At 65.8% G+C, this 14,241-nt stretch carries 16 protein-coding genes; 6 read left to right on the top strand and 10 right to left on the bottom strand.

Annotated elements, in window-relative coordinates; genetic code table 11:
* The first annotated feature begins 130 nt into the window (after positions 1 to 130).
* The 5 genes from fabD (at position 131) to mltG (ending at position 4,588) form a co-directional block, all read left to right on the top strand.
* Positions 131 to 1,066 carry an ACP S-malonyltransferase gene (gene fabD / locus VGN66_RS17190; RefSeq protein WP_327520001.1) on the top strand — a complete coding sequence of 312 codons (936 nt, stop codon included), beginning with the start codon at positions 131 to 133 and terminating at the stop codon, positions 1,064 to 1,066.
* Positions 1,067 to 1,077: 11 nt separating this feature from the next.
* A complete protein-coding gene (gene fabG, locus VGN66_RS17185) occupies positions 1,078 to 1,815 on the top strand; it encodes a 3-oxoacyl-[acyl-carrier-protein] reductase (RefSeq protein WP_327520000.1) in 738 nt (245 codons plus the stop codon).
* A 104-nt stretch (positions 1,816 to 1,919) separates the two neighbouring features.
* Positions 1,920 to 2,156 (top strand): acyl carrier protein, encoded by a 237-nt coding sequence (locus VGN66_RS17180; protein ID WP_066575645.1) that lies wholly within the window; start codon positions 1,920 to 1,922, stop codon positions 2,154 to 2,156.
* Positions 2,157 to 2,300: 144 nt separating this feature from the next.
* Positions 2,301 to 3,560 (top strand): beta-ketoacyl-ACP synthase II, encoded by a 1,260-nt coding sequence (gene fabF / locus VGN66_RS17175; protein WP_327519999.1) that lies wholly within the window; start codon positions 2,301 to 2,303, stop codon positions 3,558 to 3,560.
* Between the two features lie 59 nt (positions 3,561 to 3,619).
* A complete protein-coding gene (gene mltG, locus VGN66_RS17170) occupies positions 3,620 to 4,588 on the top strand; it encodes an endolytic transglycosylase MltG (protein WP_327519998.1) in 969 nt (322 codons plus the stop codon).
* A 125-nt stretch (positions 4,589 to 4,713) separates the two neighbouring features.
* On the opposite strand, the gene VGN66_RS17165 is transcribed toward mltG, so the two are convergent.
* From VGN66_RS17165 to VGN66_RS17120, 10 genes are all read right to left on the bottom strand, one after another.
* Entirely contained in the window at positions 4,714 to 5,994 is a 1,281-nt protein-coding gene (locus tag VGN66_RS17165; RefSeq protein WP_327519997.1) for an MFS transporter, read from the bottom strand.
* Positions 5,995 to 6,170: 176 nt separating this feature from the next.
* Complete coding sequence (gene eda, locus VGN66_RS17160) at positions 6,171 to 6,779, bottom strand: bifunctional 4-hydroxy-2-oxoglutarate aldolase/2-dehydro-3-deoxy-phosphogluconate aldolase (RefSeq protein WP_327519996.1); 609 nt, start codon at positions 6,777 to 6,779, stop codon at positions 6,171 to 6,173.
* The gene (gene glk / locus VGN66_RS17155) at positions 6,776 to 7,747 is read right to left on the bottom strand and encodes a glucokinase (RefSeq protein ID WP_327519995.1); all 972 of its coding nucleotides are present in this window, start codon (positions 7,745 to 7,747) and stop codon (positions 6,776 to 6,778) included. The genes eda and glk overlap by 4 nt, the downstream gene beginning before the upstream one ends.
* A gap of 22 nt (positions 7,748 to 7,769) precedes the next feature.
* Positions 7,770 to 9,593 (bottom strand): phosphogluconate dehydratase, encoded by a 1,824-nt coding sequence (edd, locus tag VGN66_RS17150; protein WP_327519994.1) that lies wholly within the window; start codon positions 9,591 to 9,593, stop codon positions 7,770 to 7,772.
* 5 nt (positions 9,594 to 9,598) lie between these two features.
* Complete coding sequence (pgl, locus tag VGN66_RS17145; protein ID WP_327519993.1) at positions 9,599 to 10,306, bottom strand: 6-phosphogluconolactonase; 708 nt, start codon at positions 10,304 to 10,306, stop codon at positions 9,599 to 9,601.
* A 183-nt stretch (positions 10,307 to 10,489) separates the two neighbouring features.
* Positions 10,490 to 11,947, bottom strand: coding sequence for a glucose-6-phosphate dehydrogenase (gene zwf / locus VGN66_RS17140; RefSeq protein ID WP_327519992.1), 1,458 nt, complete (start codon positions 11,945 to 11,947; stop codon positions 10,490 to 10,492).
* A gap of 115 nt (positions 11,948 to 12,062) precedes the next feature.
* Entirely contained in the window at positions 12,063 to 12,995 is a 933-nt protein-coding gene (gene argC / locus VGN66_RS17135; protein WP_327519991.1) for an N-acetyl-gamma-glutamyl-phosphate reductase, read from the bottom strand.
* Positions 12,992 to 13,372 carry an SH3 domain-containing protein gene (locus tag VGN66_RS17130; RefSeq protein ID WP_327519990.1) on the bottom strand — a complete coding sequence of 127 codons (381 nt, stop codon included), beginning with the start codon at positions 13,370 to 13,372 and terminating at the stop codon, positions 12,992 to 12,994. Before VGN66_RS17130 ends, argC begins: the two co-directional genes overlap by 4 nt.
* Positions 13,302 to 13,655, bottom strand: a complete 354-nt coding sequence (locus tag VGN66_RS17125; protein WP_414713227.1) for a MarR family transcriptional regulator — start codon at positions 13,653 to 13,655, stop codon at positions 13,302 to 13,304. The genes VGN66_RS17130 and VGN66_RS17125 overlap by 71 nt, the downstream gene beginning before the upstream one ends.
* A gap of 20 nt (positions 13,656 to 13,675) precedes the next feature.
* Positions 13,676 to 13,894, bottom strand: coding sequence for a hypothetical protein (locus tag VGN66_RS17120; RefSeq protein WP_327519988.1), 219 nt, complete (start codon positions 13,892 to 13,894; stop codon positions 13,676 to 13,678).
* Between VGN66_RS17120 and secG the strand changes: the two genes are divergently transcribed.
* Positions 13,868 to 14,206, top strand: coding sequence for a preprotein translocase subunit SecG (gene secG / locus VGN66_RS17115; protein ID WP_327520295.1), 339 nt, complete (start codon positions 13,868 to 13,870; stop codon positions 14,204 to 14,206). The genes VGN66_RS17120 and secG overlap by 27 nt on opposite strands.
* Positions 14,207 to 14,241 lie beyond the last annotated feature (35 nt).

Raw genomic sequence — 14,241 nt, 5'->3', positions numbered from 1 at the left:
GTGTCGCAGGGGTTTCGCGGCGGATGGGGTAAATGGTCGCCTTGTGTCGCAACCCGTTCAGCTTCGTTCATCTTGCGGGATCGGCCCCATCGGCATAGGGCGCGTGGCCTGATTTCTAGGAGCCAGAACAATGCGAGCCTTCATCTTTCCCGGGCAGGGGAGCCAATCCGTCGGCATGGGCCTGGCGCTGGCGCAGGCGAGCGCGGTGGCGCGCGAGGTGTTTCAGGAAGTGGACGAAGCGCTCGGCCAGAAGCTGTTCGCGCTGATGACGCAGGGGCCGGAGACCGACCTGCTGCTGACCGAAAATGCCCAGCCGGCGATCATGGCGCATGCCATTGCGGTGCTGCGCGTGCTGGAAAAGGAAGGCGGCATCCGCCTCGCCGACAAGGCGGATTTCGTCGCGGGGCATTCGCTCGGCGAGTATACCGCCCTGTGCGCTGCGGGCGCGCTGGACCTGTCGACGACCGCGAAGCTGTTGAAGCTGCGCGGGCAGGCGATGCAGGCGGCGGTGCCGGTGGGGCAGGGGGCGATGGCGGCGCTGCTCGGTGCCGATCTGGTCAAGGCGCAGGCGATTGCCGATGCTGCGGCGGAGGGCGAGGTCTGCACTGTCGCCAACGACAATGACCCGTCGCAGGTGGTGATCTCCGGCGCCAAGGGCGCGATCGACCGCGCCGTGGCGATTGCCAAGGATCATGGTGCCAAGCGCGCGGTGCTGCTGCCCGTTTCCGCGCCATTCCATTGCCCGATGATGCAGCCCGCCGCCGACGCGATGGCCAAGGCGCTTGCCGATGTCGCGATCCGCGCGCCGCTGGTGCCGGTCTACGCCAATGTCACCGCCGCGCCGGTGAGCGATCCCGATGCGATCCGCGCGCTGCTGGTGGAGCAGGTGACGGGCATGGTGCGGTGGCGCGAGTCGGTGTCGGCGATGTTCGACGCCGGGGTGCACGACTATGTCGAGCTCGGCGGCAAGGTGCTGGGCGCGATGGTCAAACGGATCGCACCCGACGCAACCGTCACCAGCGTTGTGACGATGGATGATATCGAAGCGCTCGAGAAAGCGCTCTGAGGAGAATGAACATGTTCGACCTTACAGGCATGACCGCGCTGGTGACTGGCGCATCGGGTGGGATCGGGTCTGCGATCGCCAAGGCGCTGGCGGCGCAGGGTGCGCGGCTGGCGGTTTCGGGGTCCAATGCCGAGAAGCTGGAAGCGTTTCGCGCCGAGCTGGGCGGCGACCATGTCGCGCTGGCGTGCAACCTCTCCGATGCGGCCGCGGTCGATGCGCTGGTGCCACAGGCGGTGGAAGCGCTCGGCAAGCTCGACATCCTCGTCAACAATGCCGGCGTGACACGCGACAACCTCGCCATGCGGATGAAGGACGAGGAATGGGATCAGGTGATCCGCGTCAATCTGGAGGCGGCGTTCCGCCTGATGCGCGCTGCGGCCAAGCCGATGATGAAGGCGCGGTTCGGCCGCATGATCTCGATCACCTCGGTCGTCGGTGCGACCGGCAATCCCGGGCAGGCCAATTATGCTGCGTCCAAGGCTGGTTTGGTCGGCATGTCCAAGGCGATGGCGCAGGAACTGGCCAGCCGCAACATCACCGTCAACTGCGTCGCGCCCGGTTTCATCCGCTCGGCGATGACCGATGTGCTGCCCGAAGCGCAGAAGACTGCGCTGTTGACCCGGATTCCGGCCGGCGATCTGGGCAGCGGCGAGGATATTGGCGCAGCGGTCGTCTATCTGGCCTCGAAGGAGGCGGGGTACGTCACGGGCCAGACCTTGCATGTCAACGGTGGCATGGCGATGTTGTGATCGACCGCAGCGCCGTTCGCGACCCTCTTGCGCGGGGGCGGGTGGCGTTCTAGGTGCGTTCAGGATTTTGAACTTTTAACGACCCAATCAAGAAGGAACAGGGCATGAGCGAGACCGCCGATCGCGTGAAGAAGATCGTCGTCGAGCACCTCGGCGTCGAAGCCGAAAAGGTGACCGAAGATGCAAGCTTCATCGACGACCTGGGCGCGGACAGCCTCGACATCGTCGAGCTGGTGATGGCGTTCGAAGAGGAATTCGGTGTCGAAATCCCCGACGACGCGGCCGAGAAGATCACGACCGTCAAGGACGCGATCACCTATATCGACGAAAATCAGGGCTAAGCGACGCTATCGCATGGCCGCCCGCACGGGCAGGATTTGACGAACGGCTTCCGGTCCCGGAAAGGGGTGGGGAGCCGTTTCGTTTTTGAAGCAAGTTTGTTGTCGCATCGTCGGTAGCGCGATGCTCGATTACGGAGACTGATTATGCGGCGCGTCGTCGTGACTGGCCTTGGCCTCGTGACCCCATTGGGGGCGGATGTCGAAACCGCGTGGAAGAACATCCTCGCCGCCAAATCGGGCGCGGGGATGATCACCCGGTTCGACGCAACCGACTATCACACCAACTACGCTTGCGAAGTGAAGCCCGCGGATCACGAATATGGCTTTGATCCGGGCAAGCGGGTGGATCACAAGATCCAGCGCCAGGTCGATCCGTTCATTATCTATGGCATCGACGCCGCCGGACAGGCGATCGAGGATGCCGGCCTGCTCGATATGACCGAGGAGGAGCGCTATCGCGCCGGCTGTTCGATCGGGTCGGGCATTGGCGGCCTTCCGGGGATCGAAAGCGAATCGCTGGTGCTGGCCGAAAAGGGGCCGAAGCGGGTGTCGCCGCACTTCGTTCATGGCCGCCTGATCAACCTGATCTCGGGTCAGGTGTCGATCAAGTACGGGCTGATGGGGCCGAACCATGCGGTCGTCACCGCCTGTTCGACTGGCGCGCATTCGATCGGTGACGCCGCGCGGATGATCGCGATGGATGACGCTGATGTGATGCTCGCGGGCGGTGCGGAAAGCACGATCTGCCCGATCGGCATTGCCGGCTTTGGTCAGGCACGTGCGCTGTCGACGGGCTTCCGCGACGAGCCGTGGCGGGCGAGCCGTCCCTGGGATCAGGGTCGCGACGGCTTCGTGATGGGCGAGGGCGCTGGCATCGTCGTGCTCGAAGAATATGAGCGGGCCAAGGCGCGCGGCGCGAAGATTTACGCCGAAGTGCTGGGCTATGGCCTGTCGGGCGACGCCTATCACGTCACCGCGCCGCATCCTGAAGGATCGGGTGCGTTCCGGTCGATGCAGATGGCGATGAAGAAGTCGGGCCTCTCGCTGTCGGACATCGACTATATCAACGCGCACGGCACCTCGACCCCGCTGGGTGACGAGCTCGAGCTGGGCGCGGTGCGTCGCCTGTTCGGCGATGCGATCGGCGACCTGTCGATGAGTTCGACCAAGTCGGCGATCGGCCATCTGCTGGGCGGCGCGGGCGCGGTGGAAAGCATCTTCTGCATCCTCGCGATGCGCGATGGCATCGTGCCGCCGACGCTGAACCTGGACGACCCCAGCGAGAATTGCGCGGGCGTCGATCTGGTGCCGCACAAGGCCAAGGAGCGGAAGGTGCGCGCGGTGCTGAACAACTCGTTCGGCTTTGGTGGCACCAATGCTTCGCTGGTGATGAAGGCGGTCTGACACTTCTTCGTTCCCCTCCCGCAAGCGGGAGGGGAGATTTTCCGGGACGGAGATTCGCGTTGCGCAAGTTCGGCTGTTTCGGCGTTCTCCTGATCCTCGCGCTGGTCGGCGCGGCATTCTGGGCGGCGCAGCTGTGGGGCGGGGCCGGCCCGGGGACGCGCAACGTGTCGTTGATGGTGGCGCAAGGATCGACCCTGACCACCGCCGCGCGCGAGCTGCAGAAACAGGGCGCGATCCGCGATGCGGACCTGTTCTTGTGGATGGCGCGGGTGTTCGGCGACGACACGCCGATCCAGGCTGGCGAATACCGCGTGCCCGCGAAGATCAGCCAGTCCGACCTGCTCAAGATGCTGCAGGGCGGGCGTACGCTCCAGCGGTTCGTGATGATTCCGGAGGGGATGCCCTCGATCCTCGTCCATGAACGGCTGATGGCAGCCGAGCAGCTGGAGGGCGAGGTCGATGTGCCGGTCGAGGGCACAGTGTTGCCCGACAGCTATGCCTATAATCGCGGCGACACGCGGCAGCAGGTGCTGGATCGCATGCAGAGCGCGATGGACAAATATCTCGCCGAGGCATGGGAGCGTCGCAAGCCGAACATCGCGGTCAGCACGCCGCAGGAAGCGCTGATCCTCGCATCGATCGTCGAGAAGGAGACGGGCAAGTCCGAAGAGCGGCGGATGGTCGCGGGGGTGTACTCGAACCGGCTCAAGCGCGGGATGCCGCTACAGGCTGATCCGACCGTCATCTACCCGGTGACCAAGGGCAAGCCGCTGGGCCGGCGCATCCTGCGCTCCGAACTGCAGGACAAGAACGGCTACAACACCTATGCCAGCGCCGGGCTGCCGATCGGGCCGATCGCCAACCCGGGCCGCGCGAGCATTGATGCGGTGCTCGACCCTGAAACGACCAACGCGCTGTATTTCGTCGCGGACGGAACCGGCGGGCACATCTTCGCCGACACGCTGGAACAGCACAACGCGAACGTCCAGAAATGGTATGCGCTTCGCCGGGCGCGAGGGGAGATGTAAACAGCCCTCGCTTCGAGCGCTGCTCCTTACCGCCGTTTGCCCTGAGCTTGTCGAAGGGCGACCTACTGTATTCGCCGAGCGCAGGAATCGTGCTTCGACAAGCTCAGCACAAACGGAGGTTGGCCCTACTCCTTGGTGCGACCAACCCCCAACCGCGGCAACACGATCAGGAAGGCCAGCCCTCCTACCGCCAATACCCCCGCCAGCATCGCCATCGGCGCGAGCGTGCTGCCGGTATAGTCGCGGACCATCGGCACTGCGTTCTGCGCGGCGAACCCGCCGAGATTGCCGACCGAGTTGATCACCGCGAGTCCGGCGGCGGCGTGGGCACCGCGCAGCAGGCCCTGGGGGATGCTCCAGAATACCGGCTGGGCGGAGAAGATCGCGGCGGCGGCGATGCAGAGGCACGCGAATTTGACCGCTGCACCGGGCAGGACGACGCTGGCGAGGAAGAAGGCGGCTGCGACCAGCATCGGGCCGGCCACGTGCCAGCGGCTGGTGCCATGCCGCGCGGCGTGGCGGGGGACTGCCCACAGCGCGACGGCGACAAGGATCCACGGGATGACGTTGATGATGCCGTTCTGAATGTTCGACGCGCCGAAGCTTTTGACGATGGTCGGGAGCCAGTAGCTAAGGCCATAGGCACCGAGCGGCATTGCGAAATAGAGCAGCGCGAGCAACAGCACCCGCGGATCGGTGAGCGCGCGCCAGGCCGAGCCTGCGTCCCCGGCGGGGGCTTCGGCGGCGAGGGTGTCGGCGAGCCATTTCTTCTCGCCTGTGCTCAGCCATTTCGCTTCGCCGGGCGTGCTCGGCAGCTTCCACAGCACCACCGGCGCGAGCAGCACCGGGGGCAGACCGGTGGCGACGAACACCCATTGCCACCCGGCGAGTCCCGCCACCCCGTCCAGCTCCAGCAATGCACCGCCGATCAGCGACCCCACTGCATTGGCGAAGGCACTGGCGATCATGAACAGCCCGACCATCCGCGCGCGATGTGCCTGCGGATACCAGAGGGTGAGGAGGTAGAGGACGCCGGGGAAGAAGCCCGCCTCGGCGACGCCGAGCAGGAAGCGCAGGACGTAGAACATCGTCGGGCTCTGGGTATAGCCGAGCGCGATGGTGATCAGGCCCCAGGTGAGCATGATCCGGGTGAACCACACGCGCGCGCCAACGCGGGCGAGGACCATGTTCGCCGGTGCCTCGAACAGGAAATAGCCGAGGAAGAACAGGCTGGCGCCGAGGCCGTATGCCGCTTCGGACATACCGAGCGCGTCGACCATCTCCAGCTTGGCATAGGAGACGTTCTGCCGGTCGATATAGGCGAGGAGGTACATGGTGCAGAGCAACGGCATCAGCCGCCGGCTGATCTTCGCAAGCGTCGCCTGCGGCGAAACCGCATCGTTCATGCTATCCCCCTCCTGATGCTGGCCGACGTTTGCCGCCGTGCCAGCTATGTCTAGTTTGTGTTCAGCTTCGCTGAACCGGCACCGGCCCGCTCCCCCACCCGGCCGCCCAACGACAGTATATTCGATGGGTGGCCGGGTGGGGGAGCGGGCCGGTGCCGTCTAACTGAAAAGGCTCTTTATCCCCGCAGGCCGTTCGCCTCCCGCGCCAGCGCTTCGACCTCGGCCATGCTCGCGCCCTTGGGCGTGATCCAGCTGCCGCCGACGCACAGGACCGGGTCGAAGCCGAGCCAGTCGGGAGCCGTCGTGGCGCTGATGCCGCCGGTGGGGCAGAACTTCGCTTCGTAGAAGGGCGCGGCGAGTGCCTTGAGCGCCTTCAGTCCGCCGCTGGTTTCCGCCGGGAAGAACTTGAAGTGGCGCAGGCCAAGGTCATAGCCGCGCATGATGTCGCCGGCATTGGCGATACCGGGCAGGAAGGGGACGCCGCTCTCGACGATCACCTGGCCGAGGCGATCGGTGAGGCCCGGCGAGACGATGAATTCGGCACCGGCGTCCATCACGCGCGCGAACTGGTCGGTGTTGACGACGGTACCGGCGCCGACGATCGCGCCCTCGACCTTCTTCATCTCGCGGATCGCGTCGAGTGCGGCGGGGGTGCGCATCGTGACTTCGAGCACCTTGAGGCCACCGGCGACCAGCGCCTCGGCGAGCGGGCGGGCGGTCGCCGCGTCGTCGATGACGAGGACGGGGATCACCGCGCTGGTCCGCATGATGGTTTCGATGCTCATTGCGTATGCTCCTGCGCATAGGCCGCCGCCGCGCCGTAAAGGCCGGGCTGGGGGTGGGTGATCAGCTTGACGGGGATTGAGGACATCAACCCCTGGAAGCGCCCCTTTGCGACGAAACGCTGTGCAAATCCAGAGCCGAGCAGGTGATCCTTGAGGCGGAAGCCGAGGCCGCCCGCGATCACGACTCCGCTGGGGCCGTGCGCAAGCGCGAGGTCGCCCGCGACCGCGCCGAGGCTGAGGCAGAAGCGGTCGAGCGCGGCGACGGCGAGGCTGTCCTTACCCTCGAGCGCCAGCGTCCAGATTTCCTTGTCGGACAGGCTGTGCACGGCCTTGCCCTCGATCTGCGCCAGCGTTTCGTAGATCGGCACGATGCCGGGGCCGGACACGATCCGCTCCGCCGAGACACGGGTGTAGGTCGAGCGCAGGCGGCGGACATAGGCGTCCTCGATGCTGTCGAGCGGGGCGAAATCCATATGCCCGCCTTCGGTCGCGATGACGTGATAGCCGCCGCTGGGGGGACGGAAGACCTGCGCGACGCCAAGGCCGGTGCCTGGCCCACACACGGTGATCGAACCGCGCTCCGGCAACGCTGTCACCGGGCCGCACAAGTGGACGAAATCGCTGTCGGGAAGCTGGGCGACGGCATGGCCGATCGCACCGAAATCGTTGATCAGGCTGTAGCTGTCGACATCGAGGCGTTCGTGGATCAGCGGCGGGCGGATGATCCACGGATTGTTGGTCAGCTTGATCAGCTGGTCGTTGATCGGCGAAGCGATGCCGATGGCGGCGGCACGCGGCATCGGACGGCCGAATTCGCGCGCCGAAGCCTGCCAGGCGAGCTGGAAGCTGGCGTGATCGGCGGTCTTTTGCGTGACCGGATCGCCCAGCGAGACGACGCGGCCATTCTCAACCTCGGCAATGGCGAAGCGGGCATGGGTCCCGCCGATATCGACCGCTACGACTTCCAAACGTCTTCTCCCTGTTCTTTTCTTAGAGGCCGGCTGCGGCGAGCATCGCCGATCCGCCGGCTTCGGCCTTGCTGGCGCCCTGACGCATCATCGCGAACAACTCGCGCCCGCTGCCCAGGTCGGGCGGGGGCGCGGCGGCGAGGTCGCGCGCGTCCCACTCAGCTACGTCAACGAGCGCCTGCAGAATGCCTTGTTCGGCACAGACGCGGACAACGTCGCCGTCGCGCAGCTTGCCGATCGGGCCGCCACCCAATGCCTCGGGCGACAGATGGATCGCGGCCGGCACCTTGCCGCTAGCGCCCGACATGCGCCCATCGGTGACCAGCGCGACGCGGAAACCGCGGTTCTGGAGGACGCCGAGCGGCGGGGTGAGCTTGTGCAACTCGGGCATACCGTTGGCACGTGGGCCCTGAAAGCGGACGACGACCACGACGTTGCGGTCGAGTTCGCCGGCCTTGAACGCGTCCTGCACCGCCTGTTGCGTCTCAAACACGCGGCACGGCGCCTCGATCGTCCAGCGATCGCGGTCGACGGCGCTGACCTTGATGCAGGCGCGGCCGAGATTGCCGGAGAGGATGCGAAAGCCGCCTTCTTCCGAAAAGGGGGCGTCGATGGTGCGGACGATGGTCTCATCGCCACTGACCGCTTCGTGATCGGCCCAGGCGAGCGCTTCACCGTCGAGCACCGGCTTCTTGCCATAGGCGTCGAGGCCGTCACCGAAGGTGGTCAGCGTGTCACCGTGGAGCAGCCCGCCCTTGAGCAGTTCGCGGATCACGAAGGTTGGGCCGCCGGCATCCTCGAACCCGTTCACGTCGGCCGAGCCATTGGGATAGACGCGGGCGAGGAGGGGGACGCTGCGCGAGAGGCGGTCGAAATCCTCCCAGTCGATCAGAATGCCCGCCGCGCGCGCGATAGCGGGCAGGTGGATCAGGTGGTTGGTCGACCCGCCGGTGGCGAGCAGGACGATCGCCGCGTTGACGATCGCGCGTTCGTCCACGACCTCTCCGATCGGGCGGTAATCGTCGCCGTCCCAGCCGATCTGGGGCAGGCGTTGCACCGCCGCCTTGGTCAGTTCCTGCCGCAGCTTCGTGCCCGGATTGATGAACGACGCGCCGGGCACGTGGAGGCCCATCGCCTCCATCATCATCTGGTTCGAGTTGGCGGTGCCGTAGAAGGTGCAGGTGCCCTTGCCATGATAGGCGGCGATTTCGGATTCGAGCAGTTCCTCGCGGCTCGCCTTGCCCTCGGCATAAAGCTCACGGACCCGCGCCTTTTCCTTGTTGGCGATGCCGGTGCGCATCGGGCCGGCGGGGATCATGATCATCGGGAGGTGGCCAAAGCGCAGCGCGCCCATCAGCAGACCCGGAACGATCTTGTCGCAGATGCCGAGCAGCGCGGCGCCCTCAAACGTATTGTGGCTGAGCGCGACTGCGGTCGACAGCGCGATCGTGTCGCGGCTGAAGAGCGACAGCTCCATACCCGAATAGCCCTGCGTCACGCCGTCGCACATGGCGGGGACGCCGCCCGCGACCTGCGCCGTGGCGCCGGCCTCCAGCGCCCAGATCTTCATCTGTTCGGGATAGCGGTAATAGGGCGCGTGCGCCGACAGCATGTCGTTATACGCCGTGACGATGCCGATGTTCATCCGGTTGCCCGGCTTCATAGCTTCACGCTGCTCGTCCGTCCCGGCATAGGCATGGGCGAGGTTGGCGCAGCCCAGGCCACGGCGGCTCACGCCGCCCTCGCGCTGCTGCGTCATCAGGTCGCGATAGGCGGCGCGGCGGTCCTTCGACCGGGTGATGACGCGGTCGGTGACGGCGGCGATTTCGGAATGCAGGGTCGGCATCGGGATCACTCCAGCCAGTGTACGTCGACCGGCAGTTCGGTCTCGGCCAGCACGCGACCGATCGGATAATTGCCCGACGCGCCCTGCTTGATTGCGGTCTCGAGCACCTTGCGCTTTTCAGCGCCGGTGATCGCGATCATCAGCGACTTGGCGTTGGCGATGGCGGCTGACGACAGCGTCACGCGCGCGACGGGAGCCTCGGGCGGCAGCGGGTCGGGCATGACGCCGAGCGCGCGGCGTTCCTGCGGCCCGTTCAGCGCTTCGTCAAAATCGGGGCCGGGGAAGATCGAGGCGGTGTGGCCGTCGGTGCCCATGCCGAGCAGGACGAGGTCGAGCGGGAAGTGATGATCGGCGAGGCGCGCATCGGCGGCGCGGCCGGCAGCCTTATAGTCATCGGCCTTTTCGCTCACCAGCGGCACGACGCGCGCGCCCTTGGGGATGAACACCTTGCCAAGGCCGGTGACGTTGGACAGCGGGTCGCCGAGCGGGACCAGTCGGTCGTCGGTCGGGACGATCGTCACGCGCTTCCAGTCGAGCTTTGTCGCAGCGAGCTTTTCATAGACCGGGGCGGGGGTCTTGCCGCCCGCCAGCGCGATCACCGCGCCGCCGCGCGCGTCGATCGCGCTTTCGATGATGAAGGCGATGTCGCCGGCAAGGGCGTCTGCCCATTCGCCCGCTTCCTCATACTCCCACCATTCGATTTCTTCGGCCATTTCAACTACTCCAGTAGAATTCAATTCCTCCCCGGAACGGGGAGGGGGACCGCCGAAGGCGGTGGAGGGGCCGCCCCGCAGAGGGCGGTGTCGCTTGCCTCACTACCGCCGTCTGCGCGGCGGCCCCTCCGTCATCGCTTCGCGATGCCACCTCCCCGTACCGGGGAGGAATTTTGGAGGAAACTACTCGTTCCACGTCACCCCGTCGCGTTCGGTCAGCGCGATGGCGGCGGAGGGACCCCAGGTGCCTGAAGCATAGGGCTTTGGCTTGACGTCGGCCATGTCCCATCCGGCGCGGATCGCGTCGATCCAGGCCCATTGCGCCTCGACCTCGTCGCGGCGCACGAACAAGGTGGGGTCGCCCTCGATCAGGTCAAGCAACAGCCGTTCATAGGCGATACGACGGCGGGTGCCGGCGAATTCGGTATCGAGGCTGAGGTTCAGCGGCACTTCGCGCAGGCGAACGCCGTCGCGGTCGAGACCCGGTTCCTTCGCCATCACCAGCAGGCGGACATATTCCTCCGGCTGGATGCGGATGATCAGCGTGTTCGATTGCAGCACGCCGCCGCGCTCGGCGAAGATCGAATGCGGGACCGGCTTGAACTGGACGACGATCTCGCTGCGCCGCTCGGTCATCCGCTTGCCGGTGCGCAGGTAGAAGGGGACACCCTGCCAACGCCAGTTATCGACATGTGCCTTGATCGCGACGAACGTCTCAGTCTTTGACGGCTTTTCCAGCTCCTCGGCATAGCCGCCGACGATCTTTCCGGTCGATGCGCCGCCGGTGTACTGGCCGGTGACGGTCAGGTGCGCAGCGTCCTGCCCGACGATCGGGCGGAGCGAGCGCAGTACCTTGACCTTTTCATCGCGGATCGCGGTGCCGTTGAAGCGGGCGGGGGGCTCCATCGCGATCAGCGCGAGCAGCTGAAGGATATGGTTCTGGACCATGTCGCGCAGCGCGCCGACATCGTCATAATAGCCCGCGCGCCCTTCCAGCCCGACGGTCTCGCTGACCGTGATCTGGACATGGTCGATGCCCGCGGCGTTCCACACCGGCTCGAACAGCGAATTGCCAAAGCGCAGCGCGAGGATGTTCTGGACGGTTTCCTTGCCCAGATAATGGTCGATGCGGAAGGTGCGGTCCTCGGGGAAGACCGATGCGACGGCGTCGTTGATCTCACGGCTCGAGGGCAGGTCGGTGCCGAGCGGCTTTTCGAGGCCGATGCGGACATTGTCGCCGGCGAGACCGGCGGAGGCGAGGCCCTTGATCGTCGGCTCGAAAAACTTGGGCGCGGTGGACAGGAAGATAGCGAGGCCGTCGGAAATGTCGCCGAGCTTGGTGGCCAGCGCGTCATAGCCTTCGAGTGTCGAGACATCGAGCGGCTGATACTGGACGCGGGCGAGGAATGCCGTGATCGCCTTCGCGTCCTTGCGGTCTTCGGGGAGATAGGTTTCCAGCGCCTTGGCGCAGAAGTCGCGATATTCGGCATCTGACAGCGTTGACCGCGCGGTGCCCGTGATCGTCAGCCCTTCGGGCAGAAGATGATCCGCGTGAAGGCCGTAAAGCGAAGGAATCAGCATGCGCTGGGCCAGGTCACCCGTGGCTCCGAACAGCAGCAGCTTGCCGAATGGCTGTCGCATCGATCCTCCCAATGTGTCGTCGCCGCCGCCCTAGCAGCGGATGCACGGCTTGCGAAGCCGCGCATACCTATTCGGTGCTAAAGTTAGGCCGGTTTCGACGCCGGCCTGATCGCAATCAGAGCACCAGACCGGCGGTCGAGTTGAAGCCGGCCATGATGTTGAGGTTCTGGACCGCTGCGCCGCCAGCACCCTTGCCGAGATTATCGAGCGTCGCGATCAGCCGTGCCTGGCCGCGATCGGCGTTGCCGAATACGCGGATGGTCAGGCGATCAGTGCCCGCATCGTCCTCGAGCCGGACGAGCGTAGCGTCATTCTCCTCGATCACGCGGACGATCGGCGAGTCGCGATAGGCGTCGGCGAGCGTATGCAAGATCTGGGTGGGCGATGGCTTGCGGGGCAGGGCGGCAAGCGCCAGCGGCACTTCGACCAGCATGCCGCGATAGGCGTGCGCCACAGCCGGCATGAAGATCGGCGGATGCTCCATCCGGGCATGCTTCTGCATCTCGGGCAGATGCTTGTGGTCGAGGTCGAGGCCATAGGCGCGGAAGCCGGTCGGCTCCGACCCGTCCTCGAACTCCGCGATCATCGCTTTGCCACCGCCCGAGTAACCCGATGCGCCACCAGCGCTAAGCTGCCAGTCGGCGGGGATCAGGCCGGCGCGCACCAGCGGGCGTACGAGTGCAAGATATCCGGTCGGCCAGCAGCCGGGGTTGGACACGCGCGACGCATCGGCGATCGCCTGCGTCTGTGACGGCTCGAGTTCGGCGAACCCATAGGTCCAGCCATCGGCGACGCGGTGGGCAGTCGATGCGTCGATCACGCGGGTGCGCGGATTTTCGATCAGCGCGACCGCTTCACGCGCGGCATCGTCAGGAAGGCAGAGGATCACGAAATCGGCGCTGTTCAGCGCTTCTGAGCGCTTGCCCGCATCCTTGCGATCGGCATCGGCGAGCGCGATCAGTTCGATCTCGTTTCGACCCGACAGGCGTTCGCGAATCTCGAGCCCGGTCGTTCCCGCCGCACCGTCGATGAAGACCGAGATAGTCATGCCGGGAGTCCCAGATCGGTCGTCGGGACATAGCCGACCAGCTTATGGCCGGGCGCGCTGCCCCATGCGAGACCACCGGACAGCTCAAGCACTTCGAATACGTCGCCGGAACCGAGCGTGGCCAGCACTTCGGAGTCGGCATCGCGGGCGAGGCGAAGTGCCGTCGGGCGCGCGGCGATCTGAATCAGTGGCGCAGCGTAATGCGGCGCGAAGACGCGGTCGGCGAGACGGACATCGGCCAGATCGCGGCGCGCGGCCTCACGCCGCGGGTCGATCTGGACCGAGCGGCCCGTCAGCGCGAATCGGTTACGCGGAGGCGGGCTGTTTGCCGTTGCTGGCGACGCCGTCGCCGGTGACGAATTGTCCGAATTCTGCAAGAAACTCCGCCCCTTCAGGTGTGCGCGCGACGAAGATGTTCCGCTTGTCGGTTTCATCGCGCTGGCGGCGCAGATAGCTTAGTGCGCCCAGCCTGTTCAAGGCGCGTGTCACTACGGGCTTCGACACGTTGAGTGCGCGCGCCAGTCCGCGGACCGTGTGCGGGCCCGGATCGAGGTAGACAAGCAGCATCAACGCCATCTGGCGGTTGGTCAGATCGGGCTCACCGGACCGGACATAATCGATCAAGGTCGATTTCCACTGATCCAGCGAAGGGTCGCTCATGGCGTTCATCGCGCTACTCATCACTCTGTTACAGTGCCGGAAGAAACCGGACATTCGGGTTCATTAACGCCCCGATCCCCAACGGGTTTCAGGTCGATGACGAAATGTTCCGTTTCGGTGACAATCCCCGAAGTAGCGCGCGCGGGCGATACGCGGTTGATCCGCGCCGCGCTGTTCCCTATGTGGCCGCTTTCCCGAGAAAGACCGCCATGCTGTTCACCTTCCTCCTCGTCGTTCATGCCGTCATCGCATTTCTGCTGGTGACGATCATCCTGATGCAGAAGTCGGAAGGCGGCGGCCTGACCTCGGGCGGCAGCCCCTCGGGCCTGATGTCGGCGCGCGGCGCGGCCAATTTCCTCACCCGCGCGACTGCGGTGCTGGCAGGCGCATTCGTGGTGATGAGCATCACGCTGGCGGTTCTGGCGGCAACCCGCGGCGATACCGCGATCGACACCAGCCGTGCGGCGACCCCTGCCACGCAGAGTGCGCCGGCGACCCAGCCTGCTCCAGTGGCTCCCGCGGACAACAGCGCGGTCCCGCTCGCCAACTAAACGGCATTTTCGAAACTTTATTTGGCGGCGTCCGG

Source organism: Sphingomonas sp. (genome assembly GCF_035998645.1).
GTDB lineage: Bacteria > Pseudomonadota > Alphaproteobacteria > Sphingomonadales > Sphingomonadaceae > Sphingomonas.
Note: the sequence above shows the minus strand (reverse complement) of the source record. Positions and strands in the feature narration are given on the sequence as shown.

Coding starts and splice junctions, on each gene's coding strand:
- fabD (WP_327520001.1), top strand. CDS start 131: ATGCGAGCCTTCATCTTTCCCGGGCAGGGGAGCCAATCCGTCGGCATG.
- fabG (WP_327520000.1), top strand. CDS start 1,078: ATGTTCGACCTTACAGGCATGACCGCGCTGGTGACTGGCGCATCGGGT.
- VGN66_RS17180 (WP_066575645.1), top strand. CDS start 1,920: ATGAGCGAGACCGCCGATCGCGTGAAGAAGATCGTCGTCGAGCACCTC.
- fabF (WP_327519999.1), top strand. CDS start 2,301: ATGCGGCGCGTCGTCGTGACTGGCCTTGGCCTCGTGACCCCATTGGGG.
- VGN66_RS17165 (WP_327519997.1), bottom strand. CDS start 5,994: ATGAACGATGCGGTTTCGCCGCAGGCGACGCTTGCGAAGATCAGCCGG.
- eda (WP_327519996.1), bottom strand. CDS start 6,779: ATGAGCATCGAAACCATCATGCGGACCAGCGCGGTGATCCCCGTCCTC.
- edd (WP_327519994.1), bottom strand. CDS start 9,593: ATGCCGACCCTGCATTCCGAAATCGCCGCCGTCACCGACCGCGTCATC.
- pgl (WP_327519993.1), bottom strand. CDS start 10,306: ATGGCCGAAGAAATCGAATGGTGGGAGTATGAGGAAGCGGGCGAATGG.
- zwf (WP_327519992.1), bottom strand. CDS start 11,947: ATGCGACAGCCATTCGGCAAGCTGCTGCTGTTCGGAGCCACGGGTGAC.
- argC (WP_327519991.1), bottom strand. CDS start 12,995: ATGACTATCTCGGTCTTCATCGACGGTGCGGCGGGAACGACCGGGCTC.
- VGN66_RS17125 (WP_414713227.1), bottom strand. CDS start 13,655: ATGAGCGACCCTTCGCTGGATCAGTGGAAATCGACCTTGATCGATTAT.
- VGN66_RS17120 (WP_327519988.1), bottom strand. CDS start 13,894: ATGAACGACGAGGAGGAAGGTGAACAGCATGGCGGTCTTTCTCGGGAA.